This is a genomic window from Pseudomonas brassicacearum (assembly GCF_003732265.1).
Classification (GTDB): domain Bacteria; phylum Pseudomonadota; class Gammaproteobacteria; order Pseudomonadales; family Pseudomonadaceae; genus Aquipseudomonas; species Aquipseudomonas brassicacearum_D.
The window spans coordinates 1,021,815-1,046,090 of record NZ_MOBK01000006.1 but is presented as its reverse complement, the minus strand read 5'-3'; the positions used below and the strand labels follow the sequence as shown (position 1 = coordinate 1,046,090).

Annotated in this window: 25 protein-coding genes; 8 read left to right on the top strand and 17 right to left on the bottom strand. The window is 56.1% G+C overall.

Going from position 1 to position 24,276, the window contains the following annotated elements:
- Positions 1 to 10 precede the first annotated feature (10 nt).
- Positions 11 to 418, top strand: coding sequence for a phosphohexomutase domain-containing protein (locus BK660_RS17765; protein ID WP_123434343.1), 408 nt, complete (start codon positions 11 to 13; stop codon positions 416 to 418).
- 4 nt (positions 419 to 422) lie between these two features.
- Here BK660_RS17765 and BK660_RS17760 read toward each other — a convergent pair whose 3' ends face one another.
- From BK660_RS17760 to BK660_RS17725, 8 genes are all read right to left on the bottom strand, one after another.
- Positions 423 to 1,559 (bottom strand): SGNH/GDSL hydrolase family protein, encoded by a 1,137-nt coding sequence (locus BK660_RS17760; protein WP_123434342.1) that lies wholly within the window; start codon positions 1,557 to 1,559, stop codon positions 423 to 425.
- A gap of 23 nt (positions 1,560 to 1,582) precedes the next feature.
- Complete coding sequence (locus BK660_RS17755; RefSeq protein ID WP_123434341.1) at positions 1,583 to 2,620, bottom strand: acyltransferase family protein; 1,038 nt, start codon at positions 2,618 to 2,620, stop codon at positions 1,583 to 1,585.
- Between the two features lie 12 nt (positions 2,621 to 2,632).
- On the bottom strand, positions 2,633 to 3,736 hold the full coding sequence (locus BK660_RS17750) for a hypothetical protein (RefSeq protein WP_123434340.1): 1,104 nt from the start codon (positions 3,734 to 3,736) through the stop codon (positions 2,633 to 2,635).
- Positions 3,736 to 4,956, bottom strand: coding sequence for an MATE family efflux transporter (locus tag BK660_RS17745; RefSeq protein WP_123434339.1), 1,221 nt, complete (start codon positions 4,954 to 4,956; stop codon positions 3,736 to 3,738). The genes BK660_RS17750 and BK660_RS17745 overlap by 1 nt, the downstream gene beginning before the upstream one ends.
- Positions 4,953 to 6,065: a polysaccharide pyruvyl transferase family protein gene (locus BK660_RS17740; RefSeq protein WP_123434338.1), complete on the bottom strand. Its 1,113-nt coding sequence runs from the start codon at positions 6,063 to 6,065 to the stop codon at positions 4,953 to 4,955. The genes BK660_RS17745 and BK660_RS17740 overlap by 4 nt, the downstream gene beginning before the upstream one ends.
- 15 nt (positions 6,066 to 6,080) lie before the next feature.
- The gene (locus BK660_RS17735; protein WP_123434337.1) at positions 6,081 to 7,163 is read right to left on the bottom strand and encodes a glycosyltransferase; all 1,083 of its coding nucleotides are present in this window, start codon (positions 7,161 to 7,163) and stop codon (positions 6,081 to 6,083) included.
- Between the two features lie 104 nt (positions 7,164 to 7,267).
- Positions 7,268 to 9,496: a polysaccharide biosynthesis tyrosine autokinase gene (locus BK660_RS17730; protein ID WP_123434336.1), complete on the bottom strand. Its 2,229-nt coding sequence runs from the start codon at positions 9,494 to 9,496 to the stop codon at positions 7,268 to 7,270.
- A 44-nt stretch (positions 9,497 to 9,540) separates the two neighbouring features.
- Positions 9,541 to 9,981, bottom strand: coding sequence for a low molecular weight protein-tyrosine-phosphatase (locus BK660_RS17725; protein ID WP_123434335.1), 441 nt, complete (start codon positions 9,979 to 9,981; stop codon positions 9,541 to 9,543).
- Between the two features lie 272 nt (positions 9,982 to 10,253).
- Between BK660_RS17725 and BK660_RS17720 the strand changes: the two genes are divergently transcribed.
- Positions 10,254 to 11,225: a glycosyl hydrolase family 5 gene (locus tag BK660_RS17720; protein WP_123434334.1), complete on the top strand. Its 972-nt coding sequence runs from the start codon at positions 10,254 to 10,256 to the stop codon at positions 11,223 to 11,225.
- A 19-nt stretch (positions 11,226 to 11,244) separates the two neighbouring features.
- Here BK660_RS17720 and BK660_RS17715 read toward each other — a convergent pair whose 3' ends face one another.
- Positions 11,245 to 11,649: a hypothetical protein gene (locus tag BK660_RS17715; RefSeq protein ID WP_259698508.1), complete on the bottom strand. Its 405-nt coding sequence runs from the start codon at positions 11,647 to 11,649 to the stop codon at positions 11,245 to 11,247.
- A 283-nt stretch (positions 11,650 to 11,932) separates the two neighbouring features.
- Here BK660_RS17715 and tal point away from each other — a divergent pair, with 283 nt between their 5' ends.
- On the top strand, positions 11,933 to 12,859 hold the full coding sequence (gene tal, locus BK660_RS17710; protein WP_123434332.1) for a transaldolase: 927 nt from the start codon (positions 11,933 to 11,935) through the stop codon (positions 12,857 to 12,859).
- Between the two features lie 73 nt (positions 12,860 to 12,932).
- Here the strand turns inward: tal and rssC are convergent, their stop codons facing one another.
- Both rssC and rssB read right to left on the bottom strand, forming a co-directional pair.
- On the bottom strand, positions 12,933 to 13,415 hold the full coding sequence (gene rssC, locus BK660_RS17705; protein ID WP_007943680.1) for an anti-sigma factor antagonist RssC: 483 nt from the start codon (positions 13,413 to 13,415) through the stop codon (positions 12,933 to 12,935).
- Positions 13,415 to 14,596, bottom strand: a complete 1,182-nt coding sequence (gene rssB, locus BK660_RS17700) for a two-component system response regulator RssB (RefSeq protein WP_007943679.1) — start codon at positions 14,594 to 14,596, stop codon at positions 13,415 to 13,417. The genes rssC and rssB overlap by 1 nt, the downstream gene beginning before the upstream one ends.
- A 276-nt stretch (positions 14,597 to 14,872) precedes the next feature.
- On the opposite strand from rssB, the gene BK660_RS17695 reads away from it, so the two are divergent.
- Positions 14,873 to 15,172 (top strand): PilZ domain-containing protein, encoded by a 300-nt coding sequence (locus BK660_RS17695; protein WP_123434331.1) that lies wholly within the window; start codon positions 14,873 to 14,875, stop codon positions 15,170 to 15,172.
- A 61-nt stretch (positions 15,173 to 15,233) separates the two neighbouring features.
- Here the strand turns inward: BK660_RS17695 and BK660_RS17690 are convergent, their stop codons facing one another.
- Positions 15,234 to 15,923 carry an MlaA family lipoprotein gene (locus BK660_RS17690; protein ID WP_123434330.1) on the bottom strand — a complete coding sequence of 230 codons (690 nt, stop codon included), beginning with the start codon at positions 15,921 to 15,923 and terminating at the stop codon, positions 15,234 to 15,236.
- Positions 15,924 to 16,123: 200 nt separating this feature from the next.
- Between BK660_RS17690 and BK660_RS17685 the strand changes: the two genes are divergently transcribed.
- Positions 16,124 to 16,744, top strand: coding sequence for an HAD superfamily inactivated hydrolase PcrP (locus BK660_RS17685; RefSeq protein WP_123434329.1), 621 nt, complete (start codon positions 16,124 to 16,126; stop codon positions 16,742 to 16,744).
- A gap of 109 nt (positions 16,745 to 16,853) precedes the next feature.
- Positions 16,854 to 17,117 carry a DUF4404 family protein gene (locus BK660_RS17680; protein WP_123434328.1) on the top strand — a complete coding sequence of 88 codons (264 nt, stop codon included), beginning with the start codon at positions 16,854 to 16,856 and terminating at the stop codon, positions 17,115 to 17,117.
- A 172-nt stretch (positions 17,118 to 17,289) separates the two neighbouring features.
- On the opposite strand, the gene queF is transcribed toward BK660_RS17680, so the two are convergent.
- Together queF and copI are read right to left on the bottom strand one after the other, a co-directional pair.
- A complete protein-coding gene (queF, locus tag BK660_RS17670) occupies positions 17,290 to 18,120 on the bottom strand; it encodes an NADPH-dependent 7-cyano-7-deazaguanine reductase QueF (protein ID WP_027921667.1) in 831 nt (276 codons plus the stop codon).
- 61 nt (positions 18,121 to 18,181) lie between these two features.
- Positions 18,182 to 18,706 carry a copper-resistant cuproprotein CopI gene (gene copI, locus BK660_RS17665; protein ID WP_123434327.1) on the bottom strand — a complete coding sequence of 175 codons (525 nt, stop codon included), beginning with the start codon at positions 18,704 to 18,706 and terminating at the stop codon, positions 18,182 to 18,184.
- Positions 18,707 to 18,861: 155 nt separating this feature from the next.
- On the opposite strand from copI, the gene BK660_RS17660 reads away from it, so the two are divergent.
- Both BK660_RS17660 and BK660_RS17655 read left to right on the top strand, forming a co-directional pair.
- Positions 18,862 to 19,542: a heavy metal response regulator transcription factor gene (locus BK660_RS17660; protein WP_123434326.1), complete on the top strand. Its 681-nt coding sequence runs from the start codon at positions 18,862 to 18,864 to the stop codon at positions 19,540 to 19,542.
- Positions 19,542 to 20,891 (top strand): heavy metal sensor histidine kinase, encoded by a 1,350-nt coding sequence (locus BK660_RS17655; RefSeq protein ID WP_123434325.1) that lies wholly within the window; start codon positions 19,542 to 19,544, stop codon positions 20,889 to 20,891. Before BK660_RS17660 ends, BK660_RS17655 begins: the two co-directional genes overlap by 1 nt.
- A 106-nt stretch (positions 20,892 to 20,997) precedes the next feature.
- Here BK660_RS17655 and BK660_RS17650 read toward each other — a convergent pair whose 3' ends face one another.
- From BK660_RS17650 to BK660_RS17640, 3 genes are all read right to left on the bottom strand, one after another.
- Positions 20,998 to 22,242, bottom strand: coding sequence for a lipoprotein-releasing ABC transporter permease subunit (locus tag BK660_RS17650; protein ID WP_123434324.1), 1,245 nt, complete (start codon positions 22,240 to 22,242; stop codon positions 20,998 to 21,000).
- Between the two features lie 62 nt (positions 22,243 to 22,304).
- A complete protein-coding gene (gene lolD, locus BK660_RS17645) occupies positions 22,305 to 22,988 on the bottom strand; it encodes a lipoprotein-releasing ABC transporter ATP-binding protein LolD (RefSeq protein WP_185045107.1) in 684 nt (227 codons plus the stop codon).
- Between the two features lie 7 nt (positions 22,989 to 22,995).
- Complete coding sequence (locus BK660_RS17640) at positions 22,996 to 24,246, bottom strand: lipoprotein-releasing ABC transporter permease subunit (RefSeq protein ID WP_123434322.1); 1,251 nt, start codon at positions 24,244 to 24,246, stop codon at positions 22,996 to 22,998.
- Positions 24,247 to 24,276: the final 30 nt, after the last annotated feature.

The following is a 24,276-nucleotide window of genomic DNA, read 5'->3' as shown; positions in this document are numbered from 1 at the left end:
GCAGGCCACTATGACCACTGCAAAACGCTCGGTAGACACCGAACTGAAAGCGAGCAACTTCGGAATGATGGCCTGGCTGTCAAAAGCGCCGTCGTTATCCTTTGACACGGCTGCCTGGCTGGGCACAACCCTGCTGGTTGAGCGGATCGGGGTATTCCCCTCTTCGGGCGATATCCATCGCCCGATCAGGGATCCGCTTTCCCTCTTGGCTCACCTGAAAAGTCTATATGCCGACCAGGCTCTGGATATCGATGAACGAGACGGGCTTAAAGTGATTTTCAACGATTGGCGATTCCGGGTTCGCATCCGCTACAGCGACCCGGCGATCGTCATCAATGTTGAAACGCGGTGTGATCCCGAACTCATGCCTCTGAAAACCGCAGAGCTGCTGAGTCAGCTGGAACACTTTGAACGGTAAAGGGTTACTTTAAAGCGGCAGCACATGGCGGCTCACCGACCAGCAGTCGATAAAAGTAATCGGCGATAAGCCGACCTCCCGAACCCGGGATGGGGTGAATCTTGTCCGGGCCGATCATGGGGGTCGGTCCGTCACTGGCATAACGTTTGAAGTCGGGACCGAACGTACACTGCAAATCCCAGTAGGCAATGTTCTGCGAACGCGCCCACGGTTCAAGTACCTGGGCATAGTCCGTCATAGGATAGGCACTGGAACGTGTTGTGTCCTCACGCAGGATCACATTGACGCTCGCTGCGGGATGAACCTCGCGAACCATCTGCACCAAGCCTTTCATGTTTTCCAGATAATCCTTGGGCTTCACGCCAAACCCCTGGTCGTTGCCACCCAACATAATCAGGTAAACGTCTGCCGGTATCTTTGAAACGACGGCCTTCCACTGGGCCTGCCATTGGCTGTCGCTGTTATAGAAGTCAGCGGAAGCGGCGCCCGAAGCAGCAAGTTTGGAGACCCGGACACCGCCACGGTCATTGGCCATCCACAAGCCAAACAATGTCGGAGCACCCTTCACCACTTCGAGCCTTAACGCCCAATCATCAGTGGTGGGGACACTTAATTGCACTTCCTGAATCCCGGAACCCGCCATCGTCAAAGACTGCCACGTGTCGGAAGGTGTCCACCGATACCTCATCTCACTGGTTTTACCGTTGCCCAGGTAGAGCAGTTTGGATTGGCTAATGGACGTGTTGATCACGGCCGTCTGCTTAGAGTCGATCTCAATGTAAGCACCCGCCTGCCCGGTCACTGTGCGACTGTCCGGACTCGCCTGCCCGAGACTGGAAACGTCCCAATCACCACCGAAGTATTGCTTGTTGCTACGGGTGTACTTGAAGTTCGTACCACCGAGCGCGGTGCCGTGGTTAAACCCGACATAGCCAGGCCCGGCGAAACCGAAGTCTTTCGCCAGGCGCTGAGTGAGGTCATTCAGATAAAAGTCCTGCCCGGCGCTGTAGCTGTCGCCTATCACCGAGATGTCCAGCACCTCCCCCGACTTACCCTTGCCCAGTCCGGAAAGCCGTTCGAATGAACTTCGCACCTCGATAACCGGCGTCGAAACGGGACGTACATCATCGATATAAACCATTGGCCTCTTCCTTTATTTGACGGTCAGGAGTGAGACACCTTCAGTCCTTGCGCCAGGGTCTTTTTGCCGCTCGCCCGCTCGCCCAGAAACAGCACAGAGGTCAGGGTGAAACGGCTGAACACGTTCGCCAGCACCACCGGCCCCAACAATCCGCACAGCACGCCGCCTAAGACCAGGACGCTTTCATCCGTGACGCCCAAGCGTCCCAAAGCGAACCGTGAACTGGCGGCAAACAGCACGTGAAAGAGGAATATCGCGTAGGAGTATCCACCGAGCCAGATCAGCACTTTCGAGCGCATGTCGGTCGACAGTAGCGCGATGCAGGAAGTACAGCCAACGAGCAATCCGACCAGACTCCGGCGATCGACAATGAGTTCGCGATCCACGGCGGCAATGTAGAGCAGCGCGACCGATATCAGGACGAACACCACGGGCCCGATCACTTTCAGCGACCGCTTTAAAACGTCGACATTCTCGTGGCAAATCATCCCCGTCACAAAGAATGGCAGCAGATAAATAGCACCGTTAATGCCAAACGCATCGACCGGAACAAGCGGCATCAGGAACACGGCTGCGGAAAACAAAAACAACAGGTACAGGCGCGTCGGCGTCTGTAACAGACCGCGCCACTGCAGAAACCCGACAAACATGAATATGATAAAAACCGCCTGCAAAAACCAGAAGTGGTTAACCGGCAAGTAAAACGACAACAAGGCGTCCATCAACCCGACGTCCTTGTTCACCCCCGGCGCCACAGCCTGCAGCACCGAAAATGGAACACCGACAAAGAACAGCGGCACGATCAACCTTCTGACCTTGCCCACACAGTAAGCAGAGAAGTCATTGCCTCTGATTTTGTAAATGGAATAGATATAGCCCGATATAAAGGTGAACAACGGCATCCTGACGTACACCATCGAGTCCGCCAGGATTCGGAAAGGTGAGCCCAGGTCAATTTTCAGTCCACCGCCGAGCGGCCCTATCACGTGATAGAGCACCAGCAGCAGGCACGCCAGGCCTCTGAGCGTTTCTATTTCCAACGACTTTTTCTTGCTTTGCATAAACCACAAACCTCAGTTCAAGGCGCTTGAATCAACCGACTCAGGTTTTTTTGAGCGCAACTGCAACCCCAGCCCCAGAAACAGGACCGGCACCACCATGGAGAAATGTCGGGCAAACGAGCCGAAGTCAGGCTCGAACAGCCCCTGCACCAATAAAAAGGACAGTGGGATAGCGATTAGCTCTTTGACTTTCGGTTCGATGAGCGAGCCCTTGTAGTGACTCGACGTCATCATTTTGAACATCAACAACGAGGTCATCATCATCAGGACAACAAAGATGATCTGCCCCAGGCCCGATAAAAGTATTAACTCCACCGGGAACGACAACCTGAAAAAGATGCTCATCGAATCCACGGCCTGCGATACGAAATCACCGCCGTTGATCCACGACACGATCAATGACTTTGAGCCCTCCTCGCCCAGCGTCCGTTGTTCATTGTTACTGGCCCGAATGGACGAAACCGAATAGCCGACCAGCAGCTGAATCGCTGTTGCGATCGCCAGATAGAACGCGAACAACATCAGGAAAAAGCTGAAACGCGACACATGCTTTTTCATCACGCACACGCCAACCCAGACCAGCGAAAACAGGATCCAGTAGGGCCGGATCAGCACGCCATAAAACAGCGCAGACAGAAAAAAGCCCGCTCGGTATCGCTTCGAAAATGAAAAAACCAGAATGGCAATCACCGCCACCGAGACAATGATTTCCTTGGTCAGGTTATCGAGGAAGAACGACCGGACCACGCCCCACAAACACAAGGTCAGGAAAATCGTTATCGGTATTCTTCTGAAGATAAAGATCGGGATCGACGTCAGAAAAAGATTGCACAGCATCCCGTAGGCCCAGGCATTGGTCAGGTTTATCCCGGTGGGACGTAGCAGGTAAGCGGAGCATTCGTAAGAAGACCGGTCTGGCGAGAAGGGATTCCAGAAGTTGCAGTTGTCTGAACGAACGTATGACGACCACAACGTCATCGCATCCGGACCTGGATCCCGGTGCATCAGCAGCGGCATCGCAATGGACAGAAAAAGACCGCAGAACAAAATCAGGAACGAGATCGACGAGTCGAGTTTTCGTCCACGAAACTCTATGGAAGGCAGAGACAAAGCCATTACAACGCCCCCTTCGCCCGGGCAAACCTGGTCAGCAAAGCGATAACGACCAACTGCACCGTAATCGAGAAGACGTTCCCCCACGCCGCGCCATAAATTGAATAATGTTTAATCAGTACATAGCTGACAGGCAGTGAAACCATCAGGCATATCGCCGCACTGGCCAGCGACACCCGACTGTTCTTCGACGCAATAAGACCTCCCCATACGATGTCGCCGACGGCACGCAGGGCAAAGGAGAAAATCAATATGGATAAAATCCTGTTATCCGGGCGCGGGACTGCCACGTCCACGTAATCCAGCAGGACATTAAAGAAGGCATAAATCAGCACCGCCACCGCACCGGAAACAATGAGTGAGCGCAACACCCATTGATTCAGGAACAGTTGCCGGACTGTCAGCGCCTGTTGATTATTCCTGTAACGCTTGGCAAGTACCGGAATGCCGACGACGGCAACAACCGCATAGGACAGCGCCTGCAAGGTGTTGGCCGCAGACCAGGAATACACGTACTTGCCGAGACTGGCGTACGGTTCAATGTCCAGAATAAGAAAACGCTCGGCGTACTGACTGAGTGCGATCAGGCCGCCACCCAGATAAAAGGGCAGCCCTGCTCGCCACACAGAAACGGTGGTGACGACATTGACTTCCCGTCCCTTGTGAACGTTCACCACAATCAAGTAACCGGCCACGATGACCAGCAGGTTGGTGATCACCCAAAGCCAAAGAACACTGGCGATGCTGGACACCACGCCCGCCATCAATCCCGCGACAGCAAGCAGCGCCCAGAGCCCGGTTTTTATGAAAAACAGTACCGCGCCCCAGTTGGCTTTTTGCGCCGAAAAAACAAACGAGTTTATTTCGAAGGAAAGATGCTCGGTGAGCAGCAGAAGCGTGACGCAAGCGATCAACGCGGCACTTGCTTCAACATCACTGAAGAGCGAGTACAGGGCGACCGTGACCACCGACAACAACAAACCAACGGCCAGGTACAGGACCAATACCCTATCGACAACGAGCCGCGAACTGCCGCCGACGCTGATCAGCCGATTGATTTCAGAACTGAACCCGACGCTGTAAAACTTCGAGGCTATCAAAGAGGCAGCGACCACGACGCCGTAAAAACCCAATGCGTCATAACCCAGATAATGAGTGATGGCCAACACCAGCAAAAACTTTGCGCCTAGTGCACCTCCCCGTAGCAACAACCGAAATATCATCGAACAATCCCTTTGATGATATTGTCCATCTGCACCGTTTTGGCTTCGATTTCTTTACAGGTGTCCGTGAGTTTCTTGCCGAATCGGGTGAGCGCGTTGGGGGCATAAACCGTGTCGATGACGGTGTCGACATTGATGTCTGCGCCGTTGATCACCCAGTCCTCCACGCCCATGTCCTGATACGCACCGAAGCCTTTGCGTTCATAACTGATATGGAAAGCAGGTACGCCGGCGAGGAGTGACTCAATCGCCCCATGCAACCGGACGGAAATAACCAGGTCTGGCTGATACTTCGCCAGTGTTGCCTTCAAGGGCAACAGGGCTTCGGTAATGCCGAGCTCCCTGTAAAACGCGCCATCGTCGTTGCCGCGCACAGCACTTTGCACAGCGCAGACCACTTTGCTTTTCGCCCTTAGTCTTTGCAATAGAAGCTTCAGGTTCGCAACGTACGCAACTTTCTTCTCTTTGCTCCATTCCGGCGGCTTGCGTAAAACAACGCAGACTACGGCAGGAGATGCAGCACAGCGGGTGAACTTGGGTTGCACCAGGATCTTTTTCGCTAATGCCTGAACCGCCAGGTCCGGTGCCCGGTAGACATTTTCGTGGGATTGAAAAATGGCCGACGATCGGTTGTCCCTGACAAATACCGCATCGGCACTGGCGTAGTGTTCTACGATTTTGCTGCTCTCGCCATGGAACGGACCGATGCTTTGTGGAAGATAAACCGACGGCACCTTGCTCTTGATCGCCGTTTCAAGCTGTTTGGCATGACCCAGTTTCAGCTTGATGTGTTCAAAGGTGCTTTTCGAGCGCATGTACCCACCGCCTACCCCGACGATCAGGTCGGTGGTTTTCAACAGATCGGCCAGGGGCGCGTAGGACTGGTTAAGAAAAACCGCCTCTTTCACTCGACCAAATCCTTTAGCCGCCATGACCGGCGCGTCATACCGCTTATACGGAAGATAACTGAATGACTGTGGGTCTGACGCAACTACGTTTATTAACGTGTCTGCACCAAAGTTGCGCAGCACCATGGCAATTGCCAAATCCACGAGAAGCCCATCACCCGAGTTCGACGCACTGTAGCCATGCAAAATAGTTACGTTCATGATCTTGATTTCTACTTAATAAGTTTGAGCGGAATACACGTCATAGGTTTGCTGGATCATCAACGTTGCGCTGAACTGTTCGCGCACTTTCTTGCGGCTTTCAGTGCCGAGTTCCAGCAGCTTTTGTTTTTTGATATTCAGCAAAATGCTGGCCAGCGCCTGGTAGTCTCCGGTCGAAAACAGGTAACCCGTGATGTTGTCCGTCACCAGCTCTGGCAGCGATGTGCAGTCACTGGCGATCACCGGCACGCCCATGGCCATCCCTTCGAGAGGCACCATGGCAAAGCCCTCCCAGCGACTTGGCACAATCAGGGCATCCGCCGTTTTATACAGTTCGGTTACTTCAGCCGGCGTCACCCAAGGCAGGTATTCCACGGCATCAATATCGGGGCACTCGACGGTGTCTTCGTTGACCGCGCTGCCAACGACAGTGAGTCTCAGGTCAGTTCGCTCGACTTCGGCGAACGCCTTGAGCAAAAGATCGAAGCCTTTCTGGTAGTCCAGTCGACCGACAAACAGAAGATGAATGTCCGTGCTGTCGCTGGTCTTGCTCTCATCACTTTTATAATGAATACCGTTGTAGATCAGCTTCATACGGTGACGATCGATACCAAACGATGCGGCTTTATCCATTTCATACTGACTGACGCAGATAATGACGTCAGTCACTTTCTGCAAAGCCCGCTCAACCAGCGAATACACTTTCTGTTTGACCGGAGAACTCTCCATCAAGAAGGAAAATGCGTGCGGGCAGTAAACAATTTTAGGTGACCGCCAAGGGCGCATGACCAGACACACACACCGGCCGATCACCCCGGAAAACGTGCTGTGCAAGTGCACGACATCCGGTTTCTCCTTGAAAATCACACAGGCCAGTTTCCAGGCAAACCGCAACAGAGACAGGACGTCGCGCTTGTTCCGGGAAAAGGTCCTGATGTTTTTCTCATCAATACCGTGCAGCTCTTTCTTCTGATCGAATGGAACCAGATAAACCAGTTCATACTTCAGTGCGTGGTCCTGAGGAGGGGTCGATATTGTACGGATGACCGTCGCAACACCACCTTTGATTGTTTCCGCAACGTGCAGTATTTTTTTCATATTCCACCTATCTCCATGAACTTTGTCGCAGGCAAGCAGCGTTAAAAGTGGTTAACGATCGTTAAACCACTCTCAACTCGACTACCTGGTAGATAGAACTCGCATCAGGACTTGTCAGAGGCGTACTCATAGTTGTAATAGCCATAACTGCCATTACCGTAATAGCTGGACGCGCGTTTCTCGACGCCGTTAAAAATGGCGCCCTTCAACTCGATACCGTTTTGCGCAAATCGACGGATTGTCAATTCGATCTCTTTGGCAGGATTCACACCAAAGCGAGTCACAATCAGATTAATGGCGGCTTCACGTCCTACGATGGCAGCATCCGTCACTGCCAGAAGCGGTGGAGTATCGATAATCACCACATCGTAGAGCTCACTTAGTTCTGCCAGGAGCTCTCGAAAGTTGGCATGCATCAACAGCTCTGACGGGTTAGGCGGCACCTGCCCACGACTAATGAAATGCAAGTTATCCGTTTCAACTCTATTGATCGCCTGCTCAATACTGCAGCGCTTGGTTAATAGATCGGATAAACCATTGGTGATCGGCGTTGCCAGGGTCTTGTGCAGATGACCTTTGCGCATATCGGCATCGATCAGTACAACCCGCTGCCCGCTTTGGGCAATGACCGCGGCCAGGTTCGAGGACACAAACGTTTTGCCCACCTGCGGACTCGGCCCGGAAATCATGATCCGGTTGTTGGTCGCATCCAGCCCCGCAAAATGCAAACAGGTTCGCAAGCTGCGTATCGACTCGATTGACAGGTCAGTGGGATTACGCAGGGCCAACAGAAAAGACGGGGTGTTGACGCCGTCGCCCAGCCGAAGTTTTTTGCTGTCTTCTTCCCGTTGCAAATCGCTGTACGGAATAGAGGCATAAACCGGCAGCCCAAGCTGTTCGATGGCTTCCGGCCCCTCTAGTCCGCGACTCAGGGATTTACGCACCAACACCAAGGCAACACCGACAAACGCGCCAAGGAAAGTTGCAATGAGAACGATCAGGGCTTTGCGTGGTTTGACCGGGGTTGTGGTATCGACATCGGCAGTATCGATCAACCGCGCATTGCCGACCGCCCCTGCCCTGATGATGTCCAGTTCCTGGGATTTATTCAGCAACTGGGTATAAATCTGTGTCGCCACTTCCACATCACGAGTGAGGTTCAACAGCTCCTGCTGCGTTGCCGGAAGATCCTGAACCTTCTTCTCCAGGCCATGGCGCTGTTTGCTCAAATCGCCGATTTGAGCCATCAAGGCGCGGTAGGCCGGGTGTTCTCGGGTGAACTTTCGATCCAGGTCCGCCTGCTGGAGCTTCAGATCGGAGATGCGCGTATCCAGCACCACCATCTGCTCCAGAACAGACTTGGTTTCAAGTGAGATGTTTACGGTGTTACCGCGGGTTTGATAGCTGTTCAGCGCATTGCTGGCCTTGACCAGATCCTCTTTGACTTGAGGCAGTTGCGCCTGCAGGAAGTCCAGGCTCTGGGCCGCCTCGGCAGAGGTGCGTTGCACATTCTGCTGTACATAGAGCGTCGAGACCTTGTTTAGAATCTTCACCGCCAGCGTGTAGTCGGTGCTGGCAAGGGCCAGGCTTATAATGCCCGACTCTTTACCTTGCTCGGAGACATCGAGAGCGTCCTGGTAATTCTGAATGGTGACAATCCGTGGATTGCGAACGACTTCGAATGTAGTGCCCGGATTCGCGGCCATGCGCGCGACAAGCACCTCGACCCCATTTTCTACAACCGCGGTGCCCGTGGTGCCGGCGGCCAACAAACCACCATTATCATCGTAGAGTTTGAAGCGATTTTGCTCTTCAGCCACCAGGGTCAATTTTTTACCCAGCAGTTCATCGGGCAGCTTGAGCTTTTCGATATCAAGGCGCTCGCCACCCCAGGCATAACTGCTCATGCCGAAGCGAGCAGGTGAAACACTTTCCGTCGGGGTGCTCTTGTATCGCCGTGCGATAAAACCGCCCACCACGGGAAAGGTGTTCGGCGTTATCACGATATCCAGACGCAGGTCATCGACGGTTTTACCGATGACCGCGCGGGATTTGATAATTCCGATTTCGGTCGCCGCCGGGGATTGGCCACCCAGCATGCTGCTGATATCCGAAAACCCCAACATGTCGTTCTTTTTCGGTTCGACCTGTACCAACGCGTTCGCCAAATACACAGGTGGCGATAGTATCGAATAGGCGGCGCCGGTCACCATGAACGCACCGGTGATGGCACCTATTAACCATTTATGATCAATCAATGTGCCCAGTAAGCCGAGAAGATCAATCTCGTCTCCATCTTTATCCCGGCTGCTGACTACTGACGGTAACTGCATAAGGTCTATTCTTTTACCTTTAATACTAATCTGAAAATCATCCATCAACGTCCGAGGCGCTGTGCCCATGAGCAAACAGCATCTTCAATCAATGCATGAGCATGGACAAAAGCAGCTTTTCCTTGACGATACGGGTCCTTTATTTCGCGCTCACTCTGCCACTTGCCCAGAAGAAACACTTTGCCCCTCGCGTGCGAGGCAATATTCAGCACGCCTTTTACATGCTCTTTTTCCATGACCAGAATGAGGTCTGATTCATTAACAATCGCCGGCGTTATTTGCCGCGCTTTAAACCCTTTGGCAGCGCGCCCCTTTTCTTCGAGAACGGAAAGTGCGTTGGGCTCCATAGACTCGCCCACCCGCGCGTCCAGCCCCGCGGAGGTTACCGAGATATTCGAAGACTCCAGCGCGTTGCGCAGCAACATTTCAGCTGTTGGGCTTCGGCAAATATTGCCCACGCATACGATAAGTATCTTTCTGAACAAGGCTACTCTTCCCGTGTAGTGTCGAATCGGCCAATGTGTAGCGGGGATATGAGTGAACCGATAAGATCGGTCCCGCATTCAGAGATGGATCGATCATGGAAATACAAGGATATTAAATACCACGACACATAAAAAACGCCCAACCAGAATAGCCGGACCAAAAATAACGACAGTAATCTGCGCATTATTTTTCCGACCAAAAATAACAATGGTGCACCGGTAATAGCGGATTGATGATATGGCTGTATTACTTGCCCCCTCAGGAATCAGACATGACCTCAGCGAGTTTTCGATGTATTACCGCTTCAACGCTGTTGATACTCGGCACATTCAATCACGCTAACGCCAGCCAGGCTTTTCCAGCACTGGCGGAGGACAACAAGACCATAGGCGTTCAGGTAAAGATTCAAAACTTCTCTGCCACCGATGCCCGGCAGATCAAGGATTCAGGCTTCGGATTCGTGCGCTTTGGCGTATGGACCAACAGCTTGAACAGCCCGGTGTACCAGAATCAGATCAATGAAGCGTTCGCGGCCGCCAAATCCGCCAACCTGCCGGTATTGATGACCGTTCGTTCAACCAAAGCGTTGACCGGCAAAACGAACAGCAGTGGCGATGAGCTCGCCAGCGCAGGCGCGGCATTCGCAAACTCGGTCATCGGCCTGGAAAACACCTTCAGCACGCAGCTTGTGGCCATAGAAATATGGAATGAACCGGACTTGCCAAAATACTGGCCCACGCAGCATTTTGAAGTAACGTTTGTGCCGTTCATGAGCGCCGTGTGCAAAGGGTTACAACAGCGCGATCATTCAACACCGCTGATCGGGTTTGGATTCGCACGGGCGCCAACCACAGGCTCCAAGTCGACCGTAGCACTGACTAAAATCACTACTGAGTATCCGAAATGCCTGAGTGCTGTCTCGTATCATCCTTATGGTATGTCGGGCACCGAGATCAGCAGTGCTCAAGCATTTATTCTCAATAACTTCCATGTACCCGGCGTGATTACCGAATGGGGAGTGCCATCGCTCAGCTCCATTGGAGGAACAACCGGACAAGCATCACGCATTAGTAAGTTCATAACCGACGTCAAACAGCTGAACATACCGCTGACCTCTCTTTACGAATGGAAAAACAGCGACTCAGGCAGCAATGATCGTGAAAGAAGTTTTGGGTTAATGTCTTCTGATGGCAAATCAAAACCAGCGGAAGCGGCCGTCAAGACGCTGTTAAAAGCACAATAGCGAATAACGGCCTGCGCGGTTAATGCAGGCTTTTGTTCTTACCTTCGGAATATCTTGTCGCGTCGAACGCCAGCGAGGCTTCCACCAGCAATTCCAACAATACGACTTGCGCTTCAACGCGCAGGTCTTGCTGACGTTGTTGCGCGTCGTTCATTTGCTCAATCATTACGCGGGTAACCTGAGAAGGCGTGCTGTGTTTCACTCGCTGCAACCAACCGGGAATATTTTTTGCGGCTTTAACCCTGCCCATTTCCACCACACCCTGCAAATTATCCGGGTGATTGTTTTTTGAAACCGCCATCAATTCTTCAAATACTTCGGTGAGTTTCTTCAGGACATAACCCAAGATGAGGTCATCGAATGCCTCCACATTTCCAGACACCTGCTTCCCCTGTGAAGTCATCTTCCCGTCCGATACATCCATTTATCAGCAACACGTTACACGGCATCCGGGCCTCACTATTTGACATCTTATAACGGCAGGCTCCGACCCTTTTTAACAGCGGCCCCCGACAAGATAAGGCGTCAGCGGTCAGTTACCTTGAACCTGTGCCCGGTTTTGGCATCGTATTAACCGATACCGTGCCCCGCCATTCAAACAGCCGTTTTCAGGTTGTTGCCGCTGGGGCCATTGATACGTACATGCGCCCTTGAGTGGCTGTCAGCGCTCGGGTAATGTCATTAGACCCACAGGACAGAGCACGCCCATGACTTCCAAGCTGGAACAACTGAAACAAATGACCACCGTGGTTGCCGATACCGGCGACTTCGAAGCGATCGCTCGCGTTAAACCGGTGGACGCCACCACTAACCCTTCCCTGTTGCTCAAAGCCGCGGCGATTCCTGCCTACGCCGAATTGCTGAACGCCTGCGTTCACGATTGCAAAGGCGATGTGGGCTTGGCCAGCGACCGTTTTGGCGTTGCAGTCGGGCAAGAGATTCTGAAGGTTGTCCCGGGCCGCATTTCCACTGAAGTGGATGCGCGCCTGTCGTTCGACACTGACGCCGTATTGAAGCGTGCGCACCGTCTGATCGAGCTGTACGACAAGGCCGGCATTGGCCGTGACCGCGTGCTGATCAAGATTGCCTCCACCTGGGAAGGCATTCGCGCCGCAGAGACACTGGAAAAAGAAGGCATTCAGACCAACCTGACGCTGTTGTTCTCGTTTGCTCAGGCAGCCGCGTGCGCCGATGCAGGTGTGTTCCTGATCTCGCCGTTCGTGGGCCGGATTTACGACTGGTACAAGAAAGCCAACGGCAACGACTACACCGGCGCGGATGATCCGGGCGTGCAGTCGGTGACCCGCATCTACAACTACTACAAAGCCAATGACTACAAGACTGTGGTGATGGGCGCGAGCTTCCGCAACTTGAGCCAGATTGAGCAATTGGCAGGTTGTGATCGCCTGACCATCAGCCCGGACCTGCTGGAGAAGCTGGCGGCGGATACTGGCAAGCTGGAGCGCAAGTTGGCGCCTGGGCATGCCGGTGAGGCGCGTTTGAGCTTGAATGAAGCGCAGTTCCGTTGGTTGTCCAACGAGGATGCAATGGCGACCGAGAAACTGGCCGAGGGCATTCGTCAGTTTGCTCGCGACCAGGAGAAGCTTGAGGCTCTGCTGCAAGCCAAGCTGTGATTTGAGTTAGCGCAATGCAAAAAGGGCGAACCCTGGTGGGTTCGCCCTTTTTTGTGCCAGTAACTTCAAGCGATCAGTGACGCTCCAGCGCATTCACCAGGTCATGGAACGCTTCGCGATTGTGGTCATTAAGGCCCATGAGGATTTTGTGGGCTTCAAGAACCTTGATCCTCACCACTTCCTCGGACTGATCCTGGTCTGGCAGGTCGTCCAGGCATTCCGGGCACGGCACAGGCTGGTCAACGATGTTGAACACTTGCTCGAAACCCATGGATTCCAGCAATCGGGTGATGTCTTCGTGGGTGGTGACGACCGTCGGCAGCAGGCCGACTTTCTGCCTCGACAGGATCGACAATTTGGCCAGCAGGCCAAGGGTGGTGCTGTCGATGCTGCGGGTTTCGGTCAGGTCGATCACGATCGCGTTGAAATTCAACGCGGTGAAGATCCGATCAATAGTCGCATCCAACGCCGAACACAGGGTCAGGCGAACTTCACCGACGAATTTCAGGACGAAGGTGCCATCCTGCTCGGCGAACTGGATTCTACCGGTACTCATTAAAGATTCCTGCTCAACACCAACAGGGCGATATCATCCGGCATCTCCCCAAGCGTGGCCAATCCAAAAACCTGCCGCAGCCCATCCAGGGTGCCGCCCGCAGCCTTGACCCGTTGGGGCAACGCCGCTTCTTTTTCTTTGAGTGTGGGTTCTGGCAAAAGGTCCAGAATGCCATCAGACATCAGCGTCAGGCTGAACGTCGGCGGCAACTCCAGCACGTGGTCTTCGTAGGTGGCTTCATTGAAGAGGCCCACCGGTAGACCGCGCCCTTCCAGATAACGAACACTGTCTGGCGTGTACAACACAGGCAACGGCAAATGACCACCGATGCTATAGGTCAACAAACCTGTCTCCTCGTCGATGACTCCACCGACCATTGTGACGTGTTTACCCAGCTTACAACTGATCAGGCCTCGGTTGATATGACCAAGGACCTCTGAAGGCTTGAATTCCGGCAATGTGCCGCTGCGCTTGGATTCGAACAGCAAGCGCGTGGTCATGAACTTCAGCAGCACGGTGACGAACGCTGAAGAAGCGCCATGCCCGGAAACGTCTGCCAGGTAGAAGGCTACCCTACGCTCATCGACCCGAAAGTAGTCAACGAAATCACCCGACAGGTACAGCGACGGAATGATCTGGTGTGCAAACTGGAACTCGTCGATGGTCCAGGGGCTGACCGGCAGCATGTTCATCTGCACCTGCCGACCGGCATTCTGGTCTTCCTGGAGCAGGTTCAGGCTGGCGGCGAGCTCACGGTTGGCCTTTTCCAGCTTCTCGCGGTAGCGCTGGTTTTCCAGCAGCAGGCGCGCACGATCCAGGGCCCGGCGCACAGAGTGCTCGAGCACGGCCAGATCTTCTAGAGGCTTGATCAGGTAATCCGCCGCGCCCAGGCGCAGTGCCTCGACCGCGTCGTTCATCACGCCGGCACCCGAAACCACAATCACCGGCGTTTGCGGGGACCGTTCGGTAACCTGGCGAATGAGTTCGAGTCCGCCCATCTGCGGCATGCGCAGATCGCAGATGACCAAGTCGGGCTTGTCTTGCTCGAATACCTGAAGACCCTGTTGGCCATTGCTGGCCTGCAGGACACTGAAACCACTGTCTTCCAAATAGGCCGCGAGACTCGCGCGCACTACTTCGTCATCATCGATTATCAGCAGCGTGGCACTGGTTTTTGGCATGTGGGCAAACGGCGCCAGAATTAGGTTGGCGTAGCAGGCACGGGTTTTAGCCCGGCTCACACTACTGGATTCGCTTTCTAGCCTCTCTATTGCACCGTTTTCGAGCGTTTGCCCTACTTACCTGTACACCAGAGGTGCCCTTCTAAGGCGCAGACGGTACTCCCATCCGAGAGGTGTTTCAAGCTCACGCCGATGGTCGCTTGGCGTCTTTACTTGTCAAATCACCGGGAGTTATAAGAACAGACAAATCCGTAACCCAATGGAAGGATCGAGCCCATGAGTCAAACCGGTCGGGACTACAGCGAAAAGCGCGATTTCATCCGCATGCGAGTCGATGCCGATGTGTCGTTGATTCATGAAGGTGATGAGGTGCCAGCCGTCTGCATCGACCTTTCCAGCAGTGGCATGCAGGTTGAAGCGCAGCGTGAGTTCAAGGTGGGCGACCGGCTTAACGTGCGCATCGATTCCGATCACGCCGCGTTAAAAGGCCTTGAGGCCGACACTGAAGTGGTGTGGGTGAAGTCTTTGGACGGTGAAGGTCAGAAACTCGGGCTTACAATCTTGAAGATGAAATAAGGCGGATCCAAACGAAAGAAGGCGGCCCAGTGGGCCGCCTTCCTGGTTTTATCGGTCGTGATTAAAAATCGTCTTCAACCTGGCCGTCTTTGACTTTGAATTCGCGGTTCTGCAAGTAGGCATTACGGATGAATGTGTACTTGTCGCCTGTGATCAGCTTCTCGCTCGACAGCAAGCTGGCGCGCGTGTCGACGATGTTCAGGCCGAAGACCGAGTTACGCACGGGCACGTCGTTGATGTACGGGTACGGGCTGGTGTAGCTGTCGACGAACTTGGACGGCGCATCACGCAAGGTGCTTGGGCCCAACAGCGGCAGCATCACATAAGGACCGCTGCCCATCCCCCAATAGCCGAGGGTTTGACCGAAGTCTTCGTCGTTACGATTCAGGCCCATCTTGGTGCCCACATCGAAGAAGCCCAGCAGGCCGAACGTGGTGTTGAAGATGATACGTGCAGTGTCGGTGCCCGCAGCGGCCGGTTTGGCCTGCAGAATGTTGTTCACCAGGTTGGTGACGTCACCGACGTTGCGGAACATGTTGTGGATGCCGTCTTCCAGAAACTGCGGCGTGATGAACTCATAGCCCTGAGCCACAGGCTTGAGTGCATACGTGTCGACCACATCGTTGAACTTGAAGATCGGACGGTTAACGCTTTCCCAAGGATCGTCTTCCGTAGCAGCCTGAGCCGCAAACGGAACCAGCAACACGCTGGCACACACAAAAAGCTGAGCGAGATGATTGCTCCAGCGCATAGAAAAACTCCTTGGATTTTACTGGCGCGGGCACTTGGCCCGGGCATTAAGCTGGCAAGTATAAGACGGAAAAGCCGGTTTAGGCAGCCTCCCGCGCATTCGCCTACAGATGAATAGTCCCGATTGAGAGCGTTTCACATCAATGTCACTCAACTGTCACTGACGCCGCATAGCCTTGTCACTATTTCAGGGACGCTCCTATGCCGCACGCCGAAACCTTGCCCGTTGCAGCACCCAGCTTGACCGCCGTCCTGTTCGGCCTCAGTGGTTGCCTGGTGGATTTCGGTGCCCGGACGCGCCAACACGGGGCATATTCTGCCGAGCACGCCGAGGCTACTCCCGGCGCGCTGGACAGCCTGCTCAGTCTGCAGCGCCAACAAATTCCCTGCGCCTGGCTTGATGAATTACCCCCCGCCCTCAGCCATTCCCTGGCCGTCACCCTGCCCTCCTGGATCAGCTCATCGCAACATCCCGCAACAATCAATCCATGGCCTGCCCCGAACGCTTGCTGGCAAGCCCTGATGGCGTTGAATGTCGAACGCCTGGACGGCTGCGTGCTGGTCAGTGGCGAACCACGGTTGCTGCAATCGGGGCTGAATGCCGGGCTGTGGACGATTGGCCTGGCGTCCTGCGGATCGCTCTGCGGCCTCGCGCCCGGCGAATGGCATGCATTGACCCAAAAGGAACGCGAGCACCTGCGCGGCAAGGCGACGATGCAGCTATTCGGGCTGGGTGTGCATTCGGTGATCGATCATCTCGGCGACCTCGACACTTGCCTGGCCGATATCAGCCTGCGCCGGCTCAAGGGCGAAAAGCCCTGACCGAGATCATGCAGGTTGTGCGCAAGTGGATTAATCTAAAGGTCAGCCATAGACCTTTGGCGCGAGGCTGCGGTCTATGCCAGTGCCTATCGATAAAAGGAAGAACGCCATGCCTGCCCGCGAACTGCAAGAACAACTCAATACTCTGCGCGAGCAATTGGAACAGAATCCACCGCTCAACGAAGATGAGCGCAAAAACCTGCACGAGTTGATGGCGCAGATTGAAGCCGAGATCAAACTGGAAAGCTCAACCCAAGACACCAGCCTCGCCGACGGCGTCAACCTGGCCGTCGAACGCTTTGAACTGGAACACCCTGTTATTGCCGGCACGTTGCGCAACATCGCGCAAACCCTGGGCAACATCGGGATCTGAACCCGCCGGATACAAAAAAGCCCCGCTAGCGATAGCGGGGCTTTTTAATATCCAGGAGTTGCAATGCAATCCACTGTGGGAGCGGGCTTGCTCGCGAAAGCGGTGTGTCAGTCAGTATTGATGGTGTCTGACACACCGCTTTCGCGAGCAAGCCCGCTCCCACATTAGTGCTTTATTGGCGGACCAGGCGATGGTTCGGCAGTTGAACGGTTTCGGTGCTGCGGTACGGGTTGATATCCAGCCCGCCACGGCGCACATACCGCGCATACACCGTCAACTTCTCCGGCTTCAACAACCGCTGCAAGTCGAGGAAAATCCGCTCCACGCACTGCTCATGAAAGTCCGAGTGCTGACGGAAGCTCACGATGTATTCCAGCAAACTCGCGTGATCCAGCGCCGCGCCACGGTATTCCACCGCCACGCTGCCCCAGTCCGGCTGACTGGTGACCGGGCAGTTGGATTTGAGCAAATGGCTGTGCACGCTCTCCTCCACGATGCGCGATTCATCGCAACGCAGCAGTTCCGGACGGGGATGCTCGTAGTTGCTGACGCTGATGTCCAGGTCATCAATGCACACGCCGGGCAAGGCGACGACGCCTTCGGCTTCAACGTCCTTGAGGCTGCGGATGCGCACGCCAACCGGTTTGCCGGCAGCCGCCGACAGGTCTTTCGCCAGCGTCGCTTCGAGGCTCGCCGTATCGGCAAACGGTGTCTGGTTCAGCGAGTTCAGGTACAGCTTGAACGACTTCGACTCGATGATGTTCGGCGAATCCGCCGGGATGCTGAACTCGCCAATCGCCACGACTGGCTTGCCGGACGGCAACAGCCACGACAGCTCGAAGCAGTTCCAGAAATCCACGCCTTTATACGGCAGGGTTTCAGCCGTCAGGCCCAGCTCGGCCCATTTCGCGGTGCGCGGGATCGGGAACAGCAGGGACGGCGTGTAAGTGGCGATGTATTCGCTGGATTTGCCCAGCGGCGAGTGTTCGGCTGCGGGATGCATGGCGGAAACCTGACTGAAGAATCAGCGGATTCTACCAGCCTTTGCGCCCGCCATTGAGTGCTTACTGACTGACAGTCAACTTGCCGACCATGCCCGCCTGATAATGGCCGGGGATGTTGCAGGCAAATTCCAGGCTGGCGGCCTTGGTGAAGGTCCAGGTCAGCTCGGCGGTTTTACCCGGCTCGACGAGAACGCTATTGGGGTCGTCGTGCTTCATCATTCCATGATCCATACCCGCCATCGAACCGTGGTCCATTTCCTTCATGCCCGTAGGCGTGAGCATGCCACTCTGTTGCATCTGCAACATTTCCTGCTGGTGCTTGGCATGCATCGCCGCGTCCCCCAGGTTGAATTCGTGCAGCAACTGCCCTTTATTCACCAGCACAAAACGAATGGTCTCACCGGCCTTGATGTCGATTGCCTTGGGGGTGAACGACATGTCGCCCATCACCACTTCAACACTGCGAGTCGCCTGGGCCGCCGCAGCGGGCTGGCCGAAGTCGTAGGACTGCGCCGGGCCAGCCCACACCGGCGAACTCAACGCCAACAGACACGCCACCCGCAGTATAGGTTTGCGCAAAAACATCGTCGTACTCCAACAAGATAAGGTTCAGCCTGTGGAAAACTCTAGACTGCGGTCACTGCCCGCAACCTGACAGCCAGATTACAACTTTGTCAGGTTGACCTGTCATAACGCTGCCCACGGTATAACGCGTTCGTTCCATTTGCCCAGAGTCGCCCATGAAATTGCTGATCGTCGAAGACCAACCGAAAACCGGCCACTACCTGCGCCAGGGCCTGACCGAGGCGGGCTTCAACGCCGAACTGGTGGCCGATGGCAGCACCGGGCAACAACTGGCGCTGAGCGGCGACTACGCGCTGTTGATTCTCGACGTGATGTTGCCTGGTCGCGATGGCTGGCAGATTCTGCAAGCGGTGCGCAGTGCCGGCCTCGATACGCCCGTGCTTTTTCTGACGGCGCGTGACGCGGTGGAGGACCGGGTCCACGGCCTCGAATTGGGTGCCGACGATTACTTGGTCAAACCGTTCGCCTTCTCGGAATTGCTGGCCCGGGTGCGCAGCCTGTTGCGTCGCGGCAGCGCTTCGCCACAGGAAACCAGCCTGCAACTGGCCGATTTGCGCCTGGACCTGATCCGCCGTCGCGTTGAGCGCAGCGGCCAGCGCATCGACCTCACGGCCAAAGAATTCGCCTTGCTGGAAATGCTCCTGCGTCGTCAGGGCGAAGTCCTGCCCAAATCGCTGATTGCCTCTCAGGTCTGGGACATGAATTTCGACAGCGACACCAATGTGATCGAAGTCGCCATCCGGCGTTTGCGCCTGAAGATCGACGACGAATTCCCCAACAAACTGATCCACACCGTGCGCGGCATGGGTTACGTCCTTGAAGAGCGTGTTGCCTGATGCGGCGTCTTTCGTTGAGCAGCCGTCTGGCGTTGCTGTTTGCGGCCTGCACGGCGGTGGTTTCGCTGTTCGCCGGGGTGTTGTTCAGTCGCGCCAGCGAGGCGCACTTCGTCGAGCTCGATCAGCAATTGCTGGACGGTAAGCTGATTGGATTGCGCCGGGCGCTTCACGACATTCAATCCAGCGAGAGCAAAATCAGACTCGCGGATGAATTGAGCCGCCAGGCCGATCTGTCGCTGCGTATCACCGGCAGCGATGGCCAGCGCTGGTATGACAGTTCGACGAAGCTGCCGGACAAGCTGCCGCAGACGCCCGGTTTGTCGACCTTGAACGACGGCGGCACCGACTACCGCGTGCTGAATGCGCCGTTGTTTGTCGATAAACCTGACTCCCCGCAACTGACCTTGTTGCTGGACATCACTCATCACCAGCACTTTCTGCAACGCATGCAGCATCTGATCTGGCTGACCGTGGGGTTGTCAGCACTGGCCACGGCCCTGCTCGGTGCCTGGGCGGCGCGCAGCGGGTTGCGCCCGTTGCGGCGCATGAGTGCGGTCGCCCGCGGAGTCTCGGCACAATCACTGAATGCGCGCCTGCCCGAAGAGAACATGCCGCCAGAACTCGCGGAATTGGCCCACAGCTTCAACGCCATGCTCGGACGCCTTGATGACTCTTTTCAACGGCTCTCGGCGTTCTCCGCCGACATCGCCCACGAACTGCGCACGCCGCTGTCGAACCTGCTGACCCACACGCAGGTCACCCTCACCCGCCCCCGGCCCATCGAGGACTACCGCGAGGCGCTGCACAGCAACCTCGAAGAACTGCAATGGATGGCGCAACTGGTCAACGACATGTTGTACCTGGCCAAGGCGGATCACGGATTACTGACGCCCAAGCGCGAACCGCTGGAACTGGCGCAGGAAGTGGATCTGTTGCTGGAGTATTTTGCGCTGCTGGCGGAAGACGCTCGGGTGACGCTCACGCGGGAAGGTAACGCGCACCTGGAGGGTGACCGCAGCATGTTGCGCCGGGCGCTGTCCAATTTGCTGGACAATGCGTTGCGGTTCACGCCGGCCGAGGGTGTGGTTCGGGTGCGGATTGTCGAGCAGGCCAAAGGGGTGACCCTGACGGTTGAGAACAGTGGCGATGGGATTGACGGGGCATTGCTGCCGCGATTGTTTGACCGGTTTTATCGGGCTGATCCGGCGCGCCAGGAAGGCAGCAGCGAACATGCGGGGTTGGGGCTGGCGATTACGCAGTCGATCGTGCGTGCCCATGGCGGGCAGATTCGTTGCGAATCGGAGGGTGGGTGGACGCGGTTTGTGATTGAGTTGCCCAGAGGAGATTGAGGGCCGCAGGTCTGGCCTCTTCGCGAGCAGGCTCGCTCCCACAATGGTCCGAGTCGAGTCAGATCTAATGTGGGAGCGAGCCTGCTCGCGAAGGCGGTGTAACGGCTTACGAATACCGCAACGCGTGAGCCGGCTCGATCTTCGCCGCGCGCCAAGCCGGATAGACCGTCGCCAGGAAGCTCAAGATAAACCCCGCCGAGCAAATCAACAGCACATCCCCGCCCTGCAGTTCCGAAGGCAGGTTACTGACGAAATACACATCAGAACTGAAAATGTGCTGCCCGCTTACCCGCTCGATCCAGCCCACCAGTTCACTGACGTTCAACGCCGCAATCACGCCCAGCACGCCGCCGATCAAGGTCCCGACAATCCCGATCACGGTGCCCTGGACCATGAAGATAGCCATGATCTGCCCCGGCGTGGCGCCGATGGTGCGCAGGATCGCGATGTCCGCGCCCTTGTCGTTCACCACCATGATCAGGGTCGCGATGATGTTGAACGCCGCCACCGCGACGATCATCAGCAACAGCAGGCCGATCATGGTTTTTTCCATTTTCATCGCACTGAACAGACTGCCCTGGGTGTGGGTCCAGTCGTCGGCCTTGTAGGCAGCCCCCAAACCGCTGGCAATGTCGCTCGACACTTGCGGCGCGGCATACAGATCTTTCACCGCCAGGCGCACGCTCTGCACCTGATTCGGCTCCCAATGCTGCATCTGCGCGGCATCGGCCACGTGGATCAACGCCATCGAACCGTCCAGCTCAGCCCCGACCTTGAACACGCCAACCACGTTCAGGCGCTGCATGCGCGGGGTAATCCCGCCCGGGGCAGTGCTGACTTCCGGCACGATCAGGGTGATCTTGTCGCCGACGTTCAAACGGAAACGCCGTGCCGTGATCTCGCCAATCACCACGCCGAATTCACCCGGTTTCAAGGCATCCAGACGCCCCTGAACGATGTGCTTGGCAACGATTGAGACCTTGCCTTCCAATGCCGGATCGACGCCGCTGACCTGGATCGGCTGCATCGTGCCCTTGTAGGACAGCATGCCTTCCATCTCGGTGAACGGCACCGCGGCCGTGACTTCCGGATTTTTCATCGCCGCCGCTGCAACCGGCTGCCAATCGTCAATCGGATTCACGCCGACGATGGTCGCGTGCGGCACCATGCCGAGGATCCGCGAGCTCATTTCGCGTTGGAAGCCGTTCATCACCGACAACACCACGATCATCGCCAGCACGCCGAGGGCGAGGCCGATCATCGAGGTCATCGAGATGAAGGAAACAAAGCGATTGCGGCGCTTGGCGCGGGTATAGCGCGCGCCGATGAAGATCGATAACGGTCTGAACATTCGCTGGGCACCGTATAAAAATAAAAGACCCGACGTCGTTCAAGACGCCGGGTTTCGGTCAATCAGATGGGCGTCAGGCAACCTTCCTGCAAATGCAGGACGCGATCCATCTGGCGAGCCAGGTTCATGTCATGGGTCACCACCAGGAACGCGGTGCGCATCGAGGTGCTGAGTTCCAGCATCAAATCCTGAATGCCCTGGGCGGTGTGGGAGTCGAGGTTGCCGGTCGGCTCGTCGAGCATCACCAGGCCTGGCTTGTTCACCAGGGCACGGGCGATGGCGACGCGCTGACGTTCGCCACCGGACAACTCGGACGGTTTGTGTTCCAGGCGATGGCCCAGCCCTACCCGCTCCAGCAATGCCGTGGCGCGCTGACGTGCTTGCGGGATCGCAGTCTTGCCGATCAGCAACGGCATGCAGACGTTTTCCAGCGCGGTGAATTCCGGCAGCAAGTGGTGGAACTGGTACACGAAGCCGAGGGAACGGTTACGCAGCAGGCCGCGATTCTTCTCGCTCAGTGCCGACAGTTCTTCACCGTCGAGCCAGACGCTACCCTTGGTCGGCGTATCCAGACCGCCCAACAGGTTGAGCAAAGTACTTTTGCCCGAACCCGAGGTGCCGACAATCGCCACACGCTCGCCCGGGTGCAACTCCAGTTGCAGACCGGCCAGCACTTCCACCGACTCAGGGCCTTCCTCGTAGGATTTGCCCAGGTTGCGGCAGCTCAAGATTGCTTTATCACTCATGCCCGACTCACTCATAACGTAGCGCCTCCGCAGGCTGGGTGCGCGCGGCACGCCAGGCTGGATACAGGGTGGCGAGGAAACTCAGGACCAACGCCGCGCCGCAGACCATCAAGACGTCCTGGCTCTGCACTTGCGACGGCAGGTAATCGATGAAGTACACGTCGGCGTTGAGGAATTTATGGCCGATCACGCCTTCGAGGGCCGAGATCGCGGCGCTGACGTTCAACGCGGCGAAGATCCCGACCACGGCGCCGATCAGCGTACCGACCACGCCGATGACGGTGCCCTGCACCATGAAGATCGCCATGATCGTGCGCGGCGTGGCGCCCAGGGTGCGCAGAATCGCGATATCGCCCTTCTTGTCGTTCACCACCATCACCAGTGTGGAAATGATGTTGAACGCGGCAACGGCGACGATCAGCAACAACAGCAGGCCGATCATGGCTTTTTCCATGCGGATCGCCTGATACAGGTTGCCGTGGGTGCGGGTCCAGTCGCGGGCGTAATAACGGTCTTCGCCCAGTTGTTGAGCGATGCTCCACGCGGTGCGCGGCGCCTGGAACAGGTCGTCGAACTTCAGGCGGATGCCCTGCACCTGATCCGGCTTCCAGCGGTGCAGCCTGGCCAGATCCTGCAAGTTGGTGATGCCCAGGTAACCGTCCAGCTCACCGGCGCCGACATGGAAGATGCCGACCACGGTAAAGCGTTTCATGCGCGGGAACATGCCGGCCGGGGTCACGGTGACTTCCGGCGCGACAAACGTCAGCTTGTCGCCGAGGGCCGCACCGAGCTTGGCCGCGGCCTTGTCGCCGATGACGATGCCGAATTCACCCGGCACGAGATCGTCGAGTTTGCCCTGCTGCATGAAGTTATCAATGATCGAGACGTTGCGCTCCAGCGCAGGGTCGATGGCATTGAGCAGGACTTTGGAGACTTTTCCGTTGTTGGTCAGCAAACCCTGCATCTGGGTAAACGGCGCCACGGCCGTCACCTGCGGGTTCTGCTTGACCTTGGCGGCCAGGCTTTGCCAGTCACTGATCGGCTCGCCGGACTCGATGGTCGCGTGGGGCACCATGCCCAGCACGCGGGTGCGCATCTCATGATCGAAGCCGTTCATGACCGACAGCACCACAATCATCACCACCACGCCGAGGGCGAGACCGATCATTGAAGTCAGGGAAATGAACGACACAAAATGATTGCGACGCTTTGCACGGGTATAACGCGTGCCAATAAATACGAAGAGAGGTCTGAACATGTCGGGGCTTGTTCGGAGGGAAAAGGAACG

Coding starts and splice junctions, on each gene's coding strand:
- BK660_RS17715 (WP_259698508.1), bottom strand. CDS start 11,649: ATGGATGTATCGGACGGGAAGATGACTTCACAGGGGAAGCAGGTGTCT.
- BK660_RS17685 (WP_123434329.1), top strand. CDS start 16,124: ATGCCGCACGCCGAAACCTTGCCCGTTGCAGCACCCAGCTTGACCGCC.
- BK660_RS17760 (WP_123434342.1), bottom strand. CDS start 1,559: ATGGTTTATATCGATGATGTACGTCCCGTTTCGACGCCGGTTATCGAG.
- BK660_RS17650 (WP_123434324.1), bottom strand. CDS start 22,242: ATGTTCAGACCGTTATCGATCTTCATCGGCGCGCGCTATACCCGCGCC.
- tal (WP_123434332.1), top strand. CDS start 11,933: ATGACTTCCAAGCTGGAACAACTGAAACAAATGACCACCGTGGTTGCC.
- BK660_RS17735 (WP_123434337.1), bottom strand. CDS start 7,163: ATGAAAAAAATACTGCACGTTGCGGAAACAATCAAAGGTGGTGTTGCG.
- BK660_RS17745 (WP_123434339.1), bottom strand. CDS start 4,956: ATGATATTTCGGTTGTTGCTACGGGGAGGTGCACTAGGCGCAAAGTTT.
- queF (WP_027921667.1), bottom strand. CDS start 18,120: ATGCATCCCGCAGCCGAACACTCGCCGCTGGGCAAATCCAGCGAATAC.
- BK660_RS17690 (WP_123434330.1), bottom strand. CDS start 15,923: ATGCGCTGGAGCAATCATCTCGCTCAGCTTTTTGTGTGTGCCAGCGTG.
- rssB (WP_007943679.1), bottom strand. CDS start 14,596: ATGCCAAAAACCAGTGCCACGCTGCTGATAATCGATGATGACGAAGTA.
- BK660_RS17720 (WP_123434334.1), top strand. CDS start 10,254: ATGACCTCAGCGAGTTTTCGATGTATTACCGCTTCAACGCTGTTGATA.
- BK660_RS17730 (WP_123434336.1), bottom strand. CDS start 9,496: ATGCAGTTACCGTCAGTAGTCAGCAGCCGGGATAAAGATGGAGACGAG.
- BK660_RS17750 (WP_123434340.1), bottom strand. CDS start 3,736: ATGGCTTTGTCTCTGCCTTCCATAGAGTTTCGTGGACGAAAACTCGAC.
- BK660_RS17655 (WP_123434325.1), top strand. CDS start 19,542: ATGCGGCGTCTTTCGTTGAGCAGCCGTCTGGCGTTGCTGTTTGCGGCC.
- lolD (WP_185045107.1), bottom strand. CDS start 22,988: ATGAGTGATAAAGCAATCTTGAGCTGCCGCAACCTGGGCAAATCCTAC.
- copI (WP_123434327.1), bottom strand. CDS start 18,706: ATGTTTTTGCGCAAACCTATACTGCGGGTGGCGTGTCTGTTGGCGTTG.
- BK660_RS17640 (WP_123434322.1), bottom strand. CDS start 24,246: ATGTTCAGACCTCTCTTCGTATTTATTGGCACGCGTTATACCCGTGCA.
- BK660_RS17755 (WP_123434341.1), bottom strand. CDS start 2,620: ATGCAAAGCAAGAAAAAGTCGTTGGAAATAGAAACGCTCAGAGGCCTG.
- BK660_RS17660 (WP_123434326.1), top strand. CDS start 18,862: ATGAAATTGCTGATCGTCGAAGACCAACCGAAAACCGGCCACTACCTG.
- BK660_RS17695 (WP_123434331.1), top strand. CDS start 14,873: ATGAGTCAAACCGGTCGGGACTACAGCGAAAAGCGCGATTTCATCCGC.
- rssC (WP_007943680.1), bottom strand. CDS start 13,415: ATGAGTACCGGTAGAATCCAGTTCGCCGAGCAGGATGGCACCTTCGTC.
- BK660_RS17765 (WP_123434343.1), top strand. CDS start 11: ATGACCACTGCAAAACGCTCGGTAGACACCGAACTGAAAGCGAGCAAC.
- BK660_RS17680 (WP_123434328.1), top strand. CDS start 16,854: ATGCCTGCCCGCGAACTGCAAGAACAACTCAATACTCTGCGCGAGCAA.
- BK660_RS17740 (WP_123434338.1), bottom strand. CDS start 6,065: ATGAACGTAACTATTTTGCATGGCTACAGTGCGTCGAACTCGGGTGAT.